Annotated in this window: 13 protein-coding genes and 1 pseudogene; 8 read left to right on the forward strand and 6 right to left on the reverse strand. The window is 68.9% G+C overall.

Annotated features, from left to right (window positions below):
* Positions 1–220 precede the first annotated feature (220 nt).
* On the forward strand, positions 221–1,009 hold the full coding sequence (locus tag EA796_RS04880; protein WP_122107747.1) for a dienelactone hydrolase family protein: 789 nt from the start codon (positions 221–223) through the stop codon (positions 1,007–1,009).
* Between the two features lie 61 nt (positions 1,010–1,070).
* On the opposite strand, the gene EA796_RS04885 is transcribed toward EA796_RS04880, so the two are convergent.
* From EA796_RS04885 to EA796_RS23625, 6 genes and pseudogenes are all read right to left on the reverse strand, one after another.
* Positions 1,071–1,850 carry a DUF4394 domain-containing protein gene (locus EA796_RS04885; RefSeq protein WP_122107748.1) on the reverse strand — a complete coding sequence of 260 codons (780 nt, stop codon included), beginning with the start codon at positions 1,848–1,850 and terminating at the stop codon, positions 1,071–1,073.
* A 165-nt stretch (positions 1,851–2,015) separates the two neighbouring features.
* Positions 2,016–2,729, reverse strand: coding sequence for an anti-sigma factor domain-containing protein (locus EA796_RS04890; protein WP_122107749.1), 714 nt, complete (start codon positions 2,727–2,729; stop codon positions 2,016–2,018).
* Positions 2,726–3,274, reverse strand: coding sequence for a sigma-70 family RNA polymerase sigma factor (locus tag EA796_RS04895; RefSeq protein WP_122107750.1), 549 nt, complete (start codon positions 3,272–3,274; stop codon positions 2,726–2,728). Before EA796_RS04895 ends, EA796_RS04890 begins: the two co-directional genes overlap by 4 nt.
* 87 nt (positions 3,275–3,361) lie before the next feature.
* On the reverse strand, positions 3,362–4,222 hold the full coding sequence (locus tag EA796_RS04900; RefSeq protein WP_122107751.1) for a pirin family protein: 861 nt from the start codon (positions 4,220–4,222) through the stop codon (positions 3,362–3,364).
* On the reverse strand, positions 4,219–4,620 hold the full coding sequence (locus tag EA796_RS04905) for an OsmC family protein (protein ID WP_122107752.1): 402 nt from the start codon (positions 4,618–4,620) through the stop codon (positions 4,219–4,221). The genes EA796_RS04900 and EA796_RS04905 overlap by 4 nt, the downstream gene beginning before the upstream one ends.
* A gap of 53 nt (positions 4,621–4,673) precedes the next feature.
* A pseudogene (locus EA796_RS23625) lies at positions 4,674–5,579 on the reverse strand (methyl-accepting chemotaxis protein); the annotation flags it as partial.
* A 670-nt stretch (positions 5,580–6,249) separates the two neighbouring features.
* Between EA796_RS23625 and EA796_RS04915 the strand changes: the two are divergent.
* The 7 genes from EA796_RS04915 to EA796_RS04940 all read left to right on the forward strand — a co-directional run bounded on the left by EA796_RS04915 (position 6,250) and on the right by EA796_RS04940 (position 14,425).
* A complete protein-coding gene (locus EA796_RS04915) occupies positions 6,250–7,290 on the forward strand; it encodes an amidohydrolase family protein (RefSeq protein WP_122108001.1) in 1,041 nt (346 codons plus the stop codon).
* Between the two features lie 66 nt (positions 7,291–7,356).
* Positions 7,357–7,821, forward strand: coding sequence for a DUF3859 domain-containing protein (locus EA796_RS04920; RefSeq protein WP_122107754.1), 465 nt, complete (start codon positions 7,357–7,359; stop codon positions 7,819–7,821).
* A 48-nt stretch (positions 7,822–7,869) separates the two neighbouring features.
* Positions 7,870–8,574 carry a response regulator gene (locus tag EA796_RS04925; RefSeq protein ID WP_021444021.1) on the forward strand — a complete coding sequence of 235 codons (705 nt, stop codon included), beginning with the start codon at positions 7,870–7,872 and terminating at the stop codon, positions 8,572–8,574.
* 136 nt (positions 8,575–8,710) lie between these two features.
* Positions 8,711–11,509 (forward strand): PAS domain S-box protein, encoded by a 2,799-nt coding sequence (locus EA796_RS04930; protein ID WP_122107755.1) that lies wholly within the window; start codon positions 8,711–8,713, stop codon positions 11,507–11,509.
* A gap of 117 nt (positions 11,510–11,626) precedes the next feature.
* Complete coding sequence (locus EA796_RS23030) at positions 11,627–11,806, forward strand: hypothetical protein (RefSeq protein WP_147459029.1); 180 nt, start codon at positions 11,627–11,629, stop codon at positions 11,804–11,806.
* A 47-nt stretch (positions 11,807–11,853) separates the two neighbouring features.
* Positions 11,854–12,615, forward strand: coding sequence for a methanethiol S-methyltransferase (gene mddA / locus EA796_RS04935; RefSeq protein ID WP_122107756.1), 762 nt, complete (start codon positions 11,854–11,856; stop codon positions 12,613–12,615).
* A gap of 184 nt (positions 12,616–12,799) precedes the next feature.
* A complete protein-coding gene (locus tag EA796_RS04940) occupies positions 12,800–14,425 on the forward strand; it encodes a methyl-accepting chemotaxis protein (RefSeq protein WP_122107757.1) in 1,626 nt (541 codons plus the stop codon).
* The last annotated feature ends 5 nt before the right edge of the window (positions 14,426–14,430 follow it).

Genomic DNA, 14,430 nt, shown 5'->3' on the forward strand with positions numbered 1-14,430 from the left:
TTTTTTTATGGTTCTGCGCATTCTTGCAGGACAAACAAGCCAGTGCCGCAGATGGCGCAAGCGCTCGCCAGGCGCTTGCCCTGGCTACTGCGGAAGGCACACTGGACCGGGCTGGGGGTACTCTGACATGTCCTGTGTCAAACCCGTGCACCCGCGGCTTGGTCATCGCCGGTTGCAGGACTATGTTTAGGGGCCAACCCTTGCGAAGGAAGGCCTCGCCATGCAGAAGAAGACACTGGTTCCCCTGTTGTGCGCCGCATTCGCCGGTCTTGCCGACGCGGCTGTCGTGACCAAGACGATTGCCTACGAGATCGAAGGCGAAGCCTTCGAAGGCGTGCTGGTATACGACGACTCGGTGACCACGCCGCGTCCGGGGCTGCTCGCCGTGCCCAACTGGATGGGAGTGAACGAGGACACCGTGGCCAAGGCCGCCCGTGCGGCGGGCGACAAGTACGTGGTGTTCGTCGCCGACATGTACGGCAAGTCGATTCGTCCGAGCAACGCCGAAGAAGCGGGTGCCGCGGCCACTGCCGTGCGCGCCGATCGCCCGCTGATGCGCAAGCGCGCCCAGGCGGCGGTCGAGGTGCTCAAGGCGCAGAGCGGTGAGGTGGCGCTGGATCTCGACAAGCTCGGCGCCATCGGCTTCTGCTTCGGTGGCGGCACGGTGCTGGAGCTCGCGCGTTCGGGCGCGCCGCTCAAGGGTTTCGTGTCCTTCCACGGCAACCTGGACACGCCCAACCCGAGTGATGCGCAGAATATCCAGGCGCCGGTGCTGGTGCTGCACGGTGCCGATGATCCGGCCGTGCCGCAGGCTCAGGTCGACGGCTTCATCGCCGAAATGAAGGCGGCAAAGACCGACTGGCAACTGGTCAGCTACGGTGGTGCGGTGCACTCGTTCACCAATCCCAAGGCCAACGTGCCGGGACGCAACGAATATCATCCGGTGGTGGCTGCGCGGGCCTTCAAGGCGATGAACGATCTGTTCGACGAGGTCTTCGCCGAGCAGTGACCGCGGGTATACCACGCGTTGAACGAAAGGCTGCGCCCAGTGGGCGCAGCCTTTTTTCATCTTACTTCGCAGGCAGCACGGCGATATCGATGATGCCGTCCGGCAGATCGGCGATGTCGCCCAGGGTGGTCGGCTTGCCGCTGGCCAGATCGAGCTGATGCAGGGTCTTGCCGGTCAGCACGAAGGCCGTGTTGCCACCCTTGCCATCGCTGGCGATGTCCATGGCGGCCGCCGCGAGGCCATCGGCGACCTTGCCGACCAGTTGCTGCACGCCGTCGTTCGGCGGGTTCTGCAGCATCAGGCTGGCGCTGGCCAGGTCGATGTTGTACAGCGCGGTGCTCTGCGTGCCGGCATAGGCGTTGGTGTAGGCACCGGCGACCACCTTGGGCTGCTGGCCGGCGTAGGGGCCGTCGGTGGCATAGGCGAGCTTGCCGTCCACGGCCACTTCACCGGTATCGACATTCACCCGCAGGCTGGTGCCGTCCGGGCCGAGCAGGCGCAGGCGGTCGGCCACCGGGTTGAAGTCGACCACGGCCTGGCCGCTGCCAGCCAGCGCGGTTTGCAGTTTGCTGCCCGCAGTCGCCTGACCGCTGGCGGCGTCGAGGGTGTAGAGCCGATCGGCGCCGCTCAAGGCATAGACCTGGCCGCTGGCCGGGCGCACATCCAGGCCGCGCAGGTCGCTGGCGCCGCTGACCGCCATGCTGCCGCTGACCTTGAGGCTGGCGACATCGACCTTGTACAGCGTGCCATCGGCGCTCAGTGCGAGCAGTTCGGTAGCGCTGGCGGCAACTGTGCCCAGGGTCAGCAGGCCGGCGGTGCAGAGGGTAGTGATGCGTTTCATGTGGGTTCCTCGTGAAGGTTTCAGCATCGAGACGAAACCGGCTGGCCGGTTTCGCAGGTGCCTCGACGAAACACCTGAGAGCTATACCCGCGAGGAATGGAGCTGGATGTCGGCGGCGGAAATTTTTTTCAAGCGGCTTGCCGACCGAGCGGCCGGCAAGGCCTATCAGTTGGCGCTGGCCAGCACGGCTCGACCGATATAGAGCACCGGGCCGCTAGGGCGGTCGTAGGGCGAGCCACCGGCCGGTTCCAGCGTCAGCTCGAACAGCTGGCCGGCCTGCACGGCGCCGATCTGTTCGGCGGGCAGGCGCAGCGGCTTGCCGGCCTCGACCAGGCCCAGCGAGCGCGGGCCTTCGGCCGGATCGATCAGCGTCCAGAACTGCAGGGCGCGGCCTTCCGGCACCTGGTCGGCGACCAGCGGATCGAGCAGCAGCGTGCCATCGCTGCCGACCTGGATGACCCAACCCGGCTTGGCCGCTTCACCCGGTTGCTGCAGCACCACGGTGTAGCGTTCGCCGGCGATGTCCGGACTGCGCAGGATCGGCAGCAGCACGGCGACCAGCAGGGCAGCGGCCAGTGTGGCGGCGGTCAGGCGCCAGGTCAGCAGGCTGTTCCACCAGTTGGCCAGGGCGCTCGGGCGTGGCTCATCATGCAGGCCCAGGCTGCGGCGGATACGCACCCAGAGTGCCGGCGAGGGGGCCTGGCTGGGCAGCCGGTCGCTCAGTTCGAGAAAGTGCCGCTCCCAGTCCAGGGCCATGCGCGCAGCGTCTTCGTCGTGCTCCAGCAGTTGGCGCACCTCGTCGGCCTCGGCGCCGTCGAGCAGGCCGAGCAGGTACTCGCCGATCAGGGCGCGACGTTCTTCGGGGTCGTGCGGAATCATGCTTGCAGACACTCCTGCAGCGCGCGCAGGCCGGCGCGGATACGGCCCTTGATGGTGCCCAGCGGTGTGCTCAGGCGGCTGGCGATCTGCTCGTGGGTCAGGCCACGGTAGAAGGCCAGCAGAATCGGATGGCGGCGTGGCCTTTCCAGGCGTTGCAGGCAACTGCGCAGCAGGCGCCGCTCGGATTGCTGCAGCGCCTGCGCCTCGGCCTGCGGGCTGTCGTCCAGCACGCGCTCGATGAAGTCATCGTCCACCTCGACCTGTCGCCCGCCGCTGCGCAGGGCGTTGAGCACGCGGTAGCGCAGGATGCTGTGCACCCAGGCGCGACCGCTGCCCAGTTCGCGTCGATAACGCGCGGCGTGTTGCCAGATGCGCACGAAGGCATCATGTAGGCAATCCTCGGCTATATCGCGGCGGCCCAGCATGCTGATAGCCAGGCCGAGCAGTTGCCCGGCCTCCTGTCGGTAGAGCGCCTGGAAGGCGCGCTCGTCGCCGCGCGCGCAGGCTTCCAGGGTGCTGTCGTAGTCGAAGTCGCGATCCGCCATGGGTCATCCGTTGGCCTGGTTCAATCCGCCCGAAGCTTATACCCGCCGGCGGCGTCAGCGGATCACGCGAGTGCAACAAAAAGCTGCTCAGCGCGGCAGTTCGATGCGCCGGGTCTCGCCAGGCACCTGCGGCCAGTCGCCCGCGGCCCAGCGCTGGCGGGCCTGGTCGATCAGCTCGGGGGTGCTGGCGACGAAGTTCCAGTTCATTCGCCGCGGCCCCAGCGGTTCGCCGCCGATCAGCGCCAGGTGGCACTCGCTGCAGGCGCTGAGGGTCGGGCTGGCGCCTTCCTCCAGCACGGCCAGGCTATGAAGGGGCAGGGCCGTGCCGTCCAGGTCGGCTTCGCCGTCGATCAGGTACAGCGCCCGCTCGCGGTGCTCGGCCGTTATCGCCAGGCTGGCGCCGGCGGCCAGCTTGAGTTCGGCGTAGAGGGTCGGCGAACGCACCGGCACCGGCGACTCGAGGCAGAAGCCGCTGCCGGCGATCAGGGTGATCTGCACGCCCAGGCTGTCGCTGCGCGGCAGCGTGCTGGCCGGGTGGTGGCTGTAGGCCGGCTCGCCGTTCTCCTCGGCTGTCGGCAGCGCCAGCCACACCTGCAGGCCGTGCAGGCGCTTGGCCTGCCCAAGCAGCTGCGGCGGGGTGCGCTCGACGTGGGCGACGCCGCGGCCGGCGGTCATCCAGCTGACGTCGCCGGGGCCGACCAGCTGATCCGAACCGAGGCTGTCCTTGTGCTGCAACTGGCCCTCGAACAGGTAGGTGAGGGTGGACAGGCCGATATGCGGGTGCTGGGCGATGTCCATGCCGCTGCCGGCCGGGTAGGGCTGCGCCAGTATATGGTCGAAGAACACGAAGGGGCCGACGCTGCGGCACTGCGCCGAGGGCAGCGGGCGCAGGATCGGCTGGCCGGCGATATCCTCGGCGCGCGGGCGGATCAGCAGCAGGTCGCTCATGGCCGTGCTCCGCTCAGGCGTGTGTCGACCTGGATTTCGGTGCCGGTCATCAGCTTGTGCACCGGGCACTTGTCGGCGATGCGCAGCAGTTGCTGGCGCTGGCTGTCATCCAGCGCACCGCGCAATTCCAGTTCCACCGCCAGGCGGTAACGTCCCTGGCGCTCCTCGCTGTCGTCGCGCTCCACCTTCACGTCCAGCCCCTCCAGCGGCAAGCCGCGCTGGCGGGCGTAGAGCATCAGGGTCAGGGCCTTGCAAGCGCCGAGGGCGGCGTCGAACAGGTCGTGCGGCTCCGGCCCGGCACCGTCGCCGCCCAGCTCCGCTGGTACGTCGCTGTCGAGTCGATGCGGGCCGATGTCGATGTGATGCAACAGGCCTTTGGCGGTGCTTACGCGAATCATGGCGGGTGTCCCGGCGAGTGATGGTGCTGCCAGCCTAGCGCAGGCCGGGTCGGTCAGACCAGCGCCGACAGCCGCACGTCGGCGCCCAGCACGCGCAGCAGACGGCCCTGGGCGTCGAGGATGGGCACCGAGACGGTGAAGCAGAAAGCGTCGGTGGCCGAGGAGCGGTAGACCTGGGTGATATGGCTGCGCAGGCCGTCGGCGACGGCGCGGAACCAGGGTCGCTGGCTCCAGTCGCGGCCGCGGCAGCTGGCGCTGTCGTGGTGCGGCACGTCGGCGGCGAAGACGTTCTCCGACAGCTGCACGCCGCGGCTGTCGACCAGATAGAACAGCTCGAAGCGGCTGTCGCGGGCCAGGGTTTCGCGCAGCAGGCGCTCGGCGGCGAGCGGCTCGCCAGCCAGCGCCGGTTCGCCGGCCAGGCGCTCGACGCCGGCGCGCACCGCGCTGTGGATCTCCAGGCGGAAATCGCCGAGCCCGGCCAGCAGGCGGTCGCCGTCCTCGCGCACCGCCTGGCTGTGGTGCAGCACCTGGCCGGCCTTGCCGAGCAGCTCGCCGGCGACCTGGGCGATGGCTTGCACGTCGCCGTTGATCGAGCGCAGCGCCTGGCCGATCTGCTCGGTGCCGGCGGCGATCTGGCCGACCTGGGCGTCCAGGCGGTCCATGGCCTGGCGCGTGCTGTCCAGGCCGGCGCCGACTTCGCGCATGCCGTCGCGGCCGTCGGCCACCGCCTGGTGCATATGGCCGCCGGCGTCGCCGAGCTGGCGCATGCCGTCGCGAAAGCGCTCGATGATGCCGCTGACCTGGTCGGTGGCCGCGGTGGTATGCCCGGCCAGGCGTCGCACCTCTTCGGCCACCACGGCGAAGCCGCGGCCGTGCTCGCCGGCGCGGGCAGCCTCGATGGCGGCGTTGAGCGCCAGCAGATTGGTCTGCTGGGAGATGCTGGCGATCACCCCGATGACCTTGCTCACTTCGTCCAGCTGGCCGGCCAGTTGCTCGATCACCTGACCCAGCTGCGCCTCGCTGGCGCCGATCGCCTCGACCTGGCGCAGCACCGTCTGGCCACTCTGCTGGCATTGGCGCAGGGTCGCCGAGACCTCGGCCGACAGCCGCGCCACCGCGCCGGCGCCCGGCACCAGTTCGGCGTCGAGGGTGGTGGTGACCTGTTCGCTGGCGCTGGCGATCAGCTCCGAGGACTGCGCCAGGGCCTGGCCGCTCTGCTCGTTGGCGGCGGCGATGCGCGCCAGCTGCGGGGCATGGGCGGCGATGCCGACGGCGGCGCCGAGGCTGGCGCGGATGCGCTGCTGCAGGCCGGCGCTGAAGCCGTTGAGGCGCGCCATCCACTGCCGATGTTCGGGCAGGCGGGTGGTCAGGTCGTGGTGCTGGAACAGGGCGTCGAGGGCGGCTTCGTCCTGAGCCTGGCGGTTCGGTTTGCGCAGCAACTGCAGCATGGTGAGTCCCCTTGATGGTCTGCACGTGGCGTTGCAAGCCAAGTGCCAGCATTGGCGCGGCACCGCGCCCTGGCGGCGAGCGCCAGGCGCCCGGGGCGACGCTGGCGCGCTGCCGGCCGCTGCTGCACCAGCGCGGTGCGGCGAACTCGCCGGGCCGGCCCGGGGTCTATGCTGCTCGAACCTGTCAGGAGGACGCGTCTTGCCCATTTTCCGTGTTATCGCGCTGGCGCTCGCCGGCCTGCTCGCCTGCAATGCCCAGGCGCGCGACTACCGCTACAGCGACGCCCATCTGCACTACGTGGATTTCTTCCAGGAAAGCGCCGGGATGGACGAGCTGCTGGAGCAGATGGCCGCCAGCGGCATCGACCATGTGATGCTGTCCGGCATCCCGGTGGCGAAGAAATGGGACGAGGACGAGCCCAAGCGGCCGCGCTACTACGCCGGCGACGACGCCAATGCCTACTGGTACAGCGCCACCGATGTGTTCGTCGCCGCCGCCTACAAGCGCCTGCCGGCTGAGCAGCGCCAGCGCTTCCACCCCTTCCTGTCCGGCTTCAACCCCAATGACAAGAACGCCGACGCCCATATCCGCCGCATGCTCGAGCTGGACCCCGGGCTGTGGCAGGGCATCGGCGAGATCTTCACCCGCCACGACGACCTCACCGCGCTGATCCACGGCAGCGCCCCGCGGGCCAACAACGAGGCGCTGACGCGGGTCTTCCATCTAGCCGCCGAGTACGATCTGCCGGTGATGCTGCACTCCAACATCACCTCCAAGCGCGAGCGCAACCCGCTCTACCTGCAGGAGATCGAAGACCCGCTGCGCAACCACCCGCACGTGCGCTTCATCTGGGCGCATGCCGGCACCAGCATGGAAATTCACCGGCATCAGGACAAGCTGGATTTTCTCCTGCCTACCCTCGAGCGCATGCTCGGCGAGTACCCCAATCTGTACATCGACCTGTCCTGGACCATGCTGCGCCCCTACTTGCTGGACGAGAACGGCAAGGCGGATGCGGACTGGGTGCACCTGGTCAGCAGCTATCCGCAGCGTTTCATGCTCGGCTCCGACGTGGTCGGCCGCTTTGGCAGCCTGGGCGAGTACATGAGGGGGTTCGTCCCCTTCCTCGATGCGTTGCCGCCGGACGTGGCGCAGCAGGTGGCGCGCGACAACTTTCTCGCCGTGCTGCCGCGCAAGGTGCAGGCCGAGCTGAACCGCTAGCGCGGCCGTCATCAGGCTGTCATCTGGGCGTCATAGGCTCGCGCCGATCTCAACAAGGAGCGCGACATGCACCCAATTCAAGTGGCCGCCGTGGCTGGTCTGTTCGCTTGCGCCGCCGCCGTTCAGGCCGAGGTGCGGGTGGAGGGGCCGGTGGAATACGGCATCTTCACCAGCCAGTATCAGGACTTCGAGGCCGGCGAGAGGGTGCTGACCCGCAGCAACCAGGACATCCAGCGCACCGAGCAGGTGCCCGCCAAGCTCGGCACCAAGTTCGGCCTGCGCTACCGCCTGGTGGGCAAGCGCGAGGGCGACGAGCCGCTGACCTTGCTGTATTTCACCCCCGGCGTGGTCACCCCGGACGGCCAGCGCCACGACAAGTTCGAGGTGCGGCAGCAGCTGGTGACAGGTGCGCCGCAGGACGTGATGGCCTTCGAGTTCAGCGAACATCACGAGGTGGTGCCCGGCGAATGGCACTTCATGGTGTTCCAGGGCGACCGCAAGCTGGCCGAACAGCGCTTTCAGGTACGTTGATCCGCCGTCCCGGCCTATGCTGTGAAAGGAGCGGAGCAGGGCAGGGCGATGGCGGACGGGCAGCGGGTACTGGTGGTGGACGACGACGGCGAGGTGCGGCAGCTGCTGCAGGACTACCTCGGCGGTCACGGCTATGCGGTGCACGGCTGCGCCGACAGCGCGGCGCTGCGCCAGGCGCTGCAGGACGGCCTGCCGGACCTGGTCCTGCTCGACGTCGGCCTGCCCGGCGAGGACGGCCTGAGCCTGGCGCGCTTTCTGCGCGAACGCCACGACCTGCCGGTGATCATGATTTCCGGCGCCGGCAGCCCGGTCGACCGCATCATTGGCCTGGAAGTGGGCGCCGACGACTACCTGGCCAAGCCCTTCGACCCGCGCGAGCTGCTGGCGCGGGTCAAGAGCGTGCTGCGCCGCTACCGACACGCCGGCGAGGAGGCGCCAACCTCGGACGGCGGCGTGTGCCTAGGCCGCTTCCGCCTCGACCTGCAGCGCCGCCAGCTGCTCGACGAGCAGGGCGGCGAGATCGAGCTGACCGCCATGGAGTTCGACCTGCTGCAGGCCTTCGCCCAGCGCCCCAACCGGCCGCTGTCGCGCGACCAGTTGCTCAACCTGACGCAGAACCGCGACTGGAACCCCTTCGACCGCTCCATCGACATCCGTATCGCCCGCCTGCGGCGCAAGCTCGAGGACGACCCGGAGAAGCCGCAGATCATCCGCACCCTGCGCGGTGTCGGCTATATGCTGGTGACCCGCTGAACCGACGCTGCCGTGGCGGCTTTTAGCGGCTAAAGCCGCTGCGCAATGTTTCAATTGTTTCACTGTGCCTGCCGGCGGCCAGGGACGTCGCGCGCCTTCCTATACTGGCGCCATAGCCCCTGTGCGGAGGTCCGCCATGCACCCGCTCCCGGCCCTGGTGACCAGCGATCTCGACCACCCGCTGCGGCAGATCGTCGACAACAGCAGTGCGGTCATCTACATCAAGGACCTCGACGGCCGCTACCGCCTGGTCAATCCGGCCTTCGAGCGCTTCTTCCAGCTCAGCGCCGCGCAGGTGCTCGGGCGCAGCGACCACGAGCTGTTCCCGGTGCAGGTGGCCGACGCCCTGCGCAGCAACGACCTCAGCGTGGCCAGCCTCGGCCATTCCATCGAGTTCGAGGAGCAGCTGCTGCTGCGCGAGCGCAGCTGGGTCTACCTGTCGAGCAAGTTCCCGCTGTTCGACGAGCGCCACCGGGTCATCGCGGTATGCGGCATCTCCACCGACATCAGCGAGCGCAAGCGGGTCGAGGAGGCCCTGCGCCACGTCGCCCTCGGCGTCTCGGCGGCCACCGGCGAGGCGGTGTTCGAGGCCATCGCCCGCTACCTGGCGCGCTCGCTGCAGGCCGATTTCGCCTTCGTCAGCCGCGTCTGCGACCCCGATGCCCGGCGCCTGAGCACCCTGGCGCTGTACTTCGACGGCCAGCTGCTGCCCAACCTGACCTACAGCATCGCCGGCACGCCCTGCGAGGAGGTGTTCGGTCAGGCCTTCCACCTGGTCGAGTGCAACCTGGCGCACTGCTACCCGGGCGACGACAGCCTGAGCCACCTGGGCCTCGACAGCTACGCCGGCTACCCGCTGTTCGCCAGCGACGGCCGGCCGCTGGGGCTGATCGCCGTCGGCCATCGCCACGCGCTGCCCGAGCGCAGCCGGGTCGAGTCGGTGCTGCGGATCTTCTCGGTGCGCGCCGCCGCCGAGCTGCAGCGGCTGGACGCCGAGGCCAGCTACCGGGCGATCTTCGAGGCCTCGGAGGACGCCATCTTCGTCCACGAACTGGACAGCGGCGCGCTGCTCGACATCAACCCGCGCGCCTGTGCCCTGTATGGCTACAGCCACGCGCAGATGCTCAGCCTGCCGCTCGACGCCTTCTGCGCCGGCTATCCGCCCTACACCGGGGTCGAGGCCCTGGGTTGGCTGGCGCGGGCCCGCGATGAGGGCCCGCAGCGCTTCGAGTGGCACCGGCGCAACCGCGACGGCAGCCTGCACTGGGACGAGGTGTGTCTGAAGCGGGCCAATATCGGCGGTGTCGAGCGCATCCTCGCCTTCACCCGCGAGATCAGCCAGCGCAAGGAGGCCGAATGCGCGCTGCGCGCCAGCGAGCAGCAGTACCGCACCATAGTCGCCAGCGCCCTGGACTGCATCATCGGCATGGACGCCGAGGGCCGCGTGACCACCTTCAACCCGGCCGCCGAGCAGTGTTTCGGCTATCGCCGCGAGCAGGCGCTGGGCCGCGAGCTGGCCGAGCTGATCATCCCGCTGCCGCATCGCGCTGCCCACAACCAGGGCTTCCGCCGCTATCTGGCGACCGGCGAGGGCGCCTTCCTGGGGCGTCGGGTCGAGGTCCAGGCGATGCGCGCCGACGGTCAGGAGTTTCCCGCCGAGCTGGCCATCACGGTGGTGCAGGGCGCCCAGGGCAGCCAGTTCATCGGCTTTCTGCGCGACATCACCGAGCGTCGCCAGGCCGAGCAGCAGCGCGCCGATCTGGAGCAGCAGCTGCGCCAGGCCCAGCGCATGGAGGCCATCGGCCATCTGACCGGCGGCATCGCCCACGACTTCAACAACCTGCTGACCAGCATGCTCGGCTACACGGTGATGGCCGAGGAGCTGGCCGAGCGCCAGGGCGACGAACGTCTGAGCCACTACCTGACGCGGGTGCAGCATTCGGCGGAGAAGGCCCGCGACCTGATCCAGCAGATGCTCACCTTCAGCCGCGGCGGGCGCGGCCAGGCGCAGGCGGTGGCGCTCGACCAGCTGATCGGCGAGTTCCGCCAGCTGTTGCAGTCGACCCTGCCGAGCAGCATCGAAATCGACCTGCAACTGGCCCAGGCGCTGCCGCTGGCGCGGGTCGATCCGCTGCAGCTGGAGCAGGTGCTGATGAACCTGTGCATCAACGCCCGCGACGCCATGGCCGGCAGTGGCCGCCTGCGCATCGAACTGCAGCGCGGCCTGCAGCCGCACGGCATCTGTGCCTCCTGTCAGCAGGCGTTTGCCGGCGACTACCTGGTGCTGCGGGTCAGCGACTCCGGGCCGGGTATCGCCGAGGCGGTGCAGCTGCACATGTTCGAGCCGTTCTTCAGCACCAAGGCGCCGGGGCAGGGCAGTGGCATGGGCCTGTCGATGGCCCACGGCATCGTTCACGAGTACGGCGGGCATATCCGCGTGCACAGCCGCCCGGGCCAGGGCAGCAGCTTCGAGATCTGTCTGCCGCCGCAGGCAGAGGCCGGTGCGCCGGCGCGCGCGGTGACGGCGCAGGTGGCCGCCGCGCATGCCTGGCCGGCGCTGTGTGGGCGGGTGGCGGTGATCGACGACGAGCGCCTGGTCGGCGAGTTCGTCTGCGAGCGCCTGGCCGGCTGGGGGCTGCACACGCGCCTGTGGTGCGACGCCGAGCAGGCCAGCGCGGAGCTGCTGGCCGATCCCTACGCCTGGGACCTGGCGATCATCGACCAGTGCATGCCGCGCCTGACCGGCCTGCAACTGGCGCGGCGCCTGCTGGCCGCCCGCGCCGATCTGCCGATCGCCCTCTACACCGGCTTCAGCGAGCGTCTCGAGGAGGCCGAGGTGCTGGCCCAGGGCGTGCGCGCGCTGCTGCACAAGCCGCTGGACCAGGGCCGCCTGTACGCCTGGCTGAGCGCCCAGCTGGCGGCTGATACCCGCTGATACTCAAGGCATACAAAGGCGCAGCACGGCGCCATCGTGGCGATACAGGGGCGCGGCAAGCTGGCCTCAGGGCTCGGCAACAGCCTGCAGCCCCCAACCACCACGAGGCAACATCCCATGAAACTCCCATTCTTCACCCCCGGGCGCATGAGCCCGAGCCAGGCCGCCGGCGAGACAGCGCCGCGCCAGCACGGCGCCGCGCGCCGCCGCAAGGCGTCCGCCGCCGGCGACCGCATGCTGTGCATCTACCTGGCGCAGAACCCCGGACTGACGCGCCGCTACATGGACCTGAGCTGATTGCCTAGACGAACATCAGGTGCGCGCCCGCGCATCGAGGACTCCTCATGAAACGCCTTGCCATCTTTATCTACGGCCTTGCCTGCTACGCCCTGTTCCTGGCCACCTTTCTCTACGCCATGGCCTTCGTCGGCAACCTGCCGGCGGCGCCGCGCACCATCGACGGCGCACCGCTGTTGCCCCTGGCCGACGCCCTGGCGATCGACCTGTTGCTGCTGACCCTGTTCGCCGTGCAGCACAGTGTGATGGCGCGCCCGGCCTTCAAGGCCCTGTGGACGCGAATCATCCCGGTCGAAGCGGAGCGCAGCACCTATGTGCTGTTTTCCAGCCTGGCGCTGATCGCCCTGTTCTACTTCTGGCAGCCGCTGGGCGGGATGATCTGGGAGATCGACAACCGCAGTGGGCGCCTGCTGCTCAACGCCGGCTTCGGCTTCGGTTGGGCGCTGGTGCTGTACAGCACCTTCCTGATCAACCATTTCGACCTGTTCGGCCTGCGCCAGGTGTGGCTGCAACTACTCGGCCGGCCCTACACCGCGCTGCCGTTCCAGACCCCAGGGGCCTACAAGCTGGTGCGCCATCCGCTGTACCTGGGCTGGTTCTTCGCTTTCTGGTGCACGCCGCAGATGAGCGCCACCCACCTGCTGTTCGCCCTGGCCACCAGCGCCTACATCCTGCTGGCCATCGTCTTCGAGGAGCGCGACCTGCTGCGGGCGTATCCGCAGTACCGCAGCTATCGTCAACGGGTGCCGATGCTGCTGCCGCGCCTGCGCGGCAAGCGCAAGGTAGAGGAGCTGGAGGAGGCGGCCTGAAGCATCCGCTCGCCAACCGAAGGCGCCCCGCGGGGCGCCTTTTGCATGTGTGCAGAAAAATTTCGTGCACCCCATCAAGCGCCCAAGGCACAAGCCGATACAAGGGAAATTAAGTAGTTAGCTGAATATCTTCAGACCTGCGGTCAGGAATGGCGGTGGGTTGCCGACAACAGGAGCATCATCAATGTCGCTGCGTAATCTTGCCATCGCCCCGCGGGCGGCCCTGGGTTTTGGACTGGTGGCACTGCTGGTGCTGCTGCTCGGCGCCTTCTCTCTGCTGCAGATGGCGGAGATGCGCAAGCAGTCCACCGAGGTCGACGAAAACTGGCTGCCCAGCGTGCTGGCGCTGGCCGAGTTGAGTCAGGACGTGCTGCGCCTGCGCGCCATTACCCTGCGCCTGATGCTCAACCGCGAACCCGAGCAGGTGCAGCGCAACCTGCGCCTGGCCGAGGAGCTGCGCGCCATGCTCGCCAAGGCGCAAACGGCTTACGCGCAGCGCATCACCACCGCCGAGGAACGTCGCCTCTACGACGACTTCAAGCGGGCCGAGACGGCCTACCTGCAGGAACAGGGGCGGATAGTCGAGGCGGTGCGCCGCGGCGATTTCGATGCCGCGATCGCAGTCGCCGGCGGCGTGCTCAACCAGCACGCCGACGCCATGGCCCGCGGCCTGCGCGAGCTCTCGGAACTCAACCGCAACGCCGTTTCGGCCGCGGCGCAGCGCGCCGGCGTGGTGTTCGAGTCGGCGCGCGCCTGGGTCATCGGCATGCTGCTGCTGGCGGCCCTGGCCACCGTGGTGCTGGCGCTGCTGCTGACCCGCAGCATCGTCGCGCCGCTGACCGAAGCGGTGCGGGTAGCCGAGGTGGTGGCTTCGGGCGATCTGACCCAGTCGATCCAGGTGCTCGGCAACGACGAGCCGGCGCGCCTGCTGGCGGCGCTGAAAAGCATGCAGCAGAGCCTGCGCAGCACCATCCAGAGCATCGCCGACTCCTCCAACCAGCTGGCCTCGGCGTCCGAGGAGCTGCACGCGGTGACCGAGGACTCGAGCCGCGGCCTGCACCAGCAGAACACCGAGATCGAACAGGCCGCCACCGCGGTCAACCAGATGACCGCGGCGGTGGAGGAGGTGGCGCGCAACGCGGTGAGCACTTCGGAGGCCTCGCGCGAGTCCAACCAGACCGCCCAGCAGGGCCGCGAGCAGGTGCGCCAGACCGTCAGCTCGATCAGTCAACTGGCCGAGGACGTGAACAGCACCTCCGGGCAGGTCGAGCAGCTGGCCGAGCGGGTGCGCGAGATCAGCAAGGTGCTCGACGTGATCCGCTCCATCGCCGAGCAGACCAACCTGCTGGCGCTCAACGCCGCCATCGAGGCCGCGCGGGCCGGCGACGCTGGCCGCGGCTTCGCCGTGGTCGCCGACGAGGTGCGGGCGCTGGCCCATCGCACCCAGCAGTCGACCCAGGAAATCGAGCAGATGATCGGCGGCATCCAGAGCGGCACCGACCAGGCCGTGGGGGCGATGCACAGCAGCAACGGCCGCGCCCGTTCCACCCTGGAGGTGGCGCAGGCCGCCGGCACGGCGCTGGAGCAGATCGCCCAGGCGATCGCCTCGATCAACGAGCGCAATCTGGTGATCGCCAGCGCCTCGGAAGAGCAGGCGCAGGTGGCGCGCGAGGTGGACCGCAACCTGGTCAACATCCGCGACCTGTCGCTGCAGAGCTCGGCCGGTGCCAACCAGACCAGCGCCGCCAGCCAGGAGCTGTCGCGCCTGGCGGTGGATCTGAACAACCTGGTGGCGCGCTTCAAGGTCTGAGGCCG

The sequence above is a fragment of the Pseudomonas sp. AOB-7 genome (assembly GCF_003696305.1).
Lineage (GTDB): Bacteria > Pseudomonadota > Gammaproteobacteria > Pseudomonadales > Pseudomonadaceae > Aquipseudomonas.

Bases quoted from the DNA above. Each gene is read 5' to 3' on its own strand.
- EA796_RS04880 (WP_122107747.1), top strand. From the start codon at position 221: ATGCAGAAGAAGACACTGGTTCCCCTGTTGTGCGCCGCATTCGCCGGT.
- EA796_RS04885 (WP_122107748.1), bottom strand. From the start codon at position 1,850: ATGAAACGCATCACTACCCTCTGCACCGCCGGCCTGCTGACCCTGGGC.
- EA796_RS04890 (WP_122107749.1), bottom strand. From the start codon at position 2,729: ATGATTCCGCACGACCCCGAAGAACGTCGCGCCCTGATCGGCGAGTAC.
- EA796_RS04895 (WP_122107750.1), bottom strand. From the start codon at position 3,274: ATGGCGGATCGCGACTTCGACTACGACAGCACCCTGGAAGCCTGCGCG.
- EA796_RS04900 (WP_122107751.1), bottom strand. From the start codon at position 4,222: ATGAGCGACCTGCTGCTGATCCGCCCGCGCGCCGAGGATATCGCCGGC.
- EA796_RS04905 (WP_122107752.1), bottom strand. From the start codon at position 4,620: ATGATTCGCGTAAGCACCGCCAAAGGCCTGTTGCATCACATCGACATC.
- EA796_RS04920 (WP_122107754.1), top strand. From the start codon at position 7,357: ATGCACCCAATTCAAGTGGCCGCCGTGGCTGGTCTGTTCGCTTGCGCC.
- EA796_RS04925 (WP_021444021.1), top strand. From the start codon at position 7,870: ATGGCGGACGGGCAGCGGGTACTGGTGGTGGACGACGACGGCGAGGTG.
- EA796_RS04930 (WP_122107755.1), top strand. From the start codon at position 8,711: ATGCACCCGCTCCCGGCCCTGGTGACCAGCGATCTCGACCACCCGCTG.
- EA796_RS23030 (WP_147459029.1), top strand. From the start codon at position 11,627: ATGAAACTCCCATTCTTCACCCCCGGGCGCATGAGCCCGAGCCAGGCC.
- mddA (WP_122107756.1), top strand. From the start codon at position 11,854: ATGAAACGCCTTGCCATCTTTATCTACGGCCTTGCCTGCTACGCCCTG.
- EA796_RS04940 (WP_122107757.1), top strand. From the start codon at position 12,800: ATGTCGCTGCGTAATCTTGCCATCGCCCCGCGGGCGGCCCTGGGTTTT.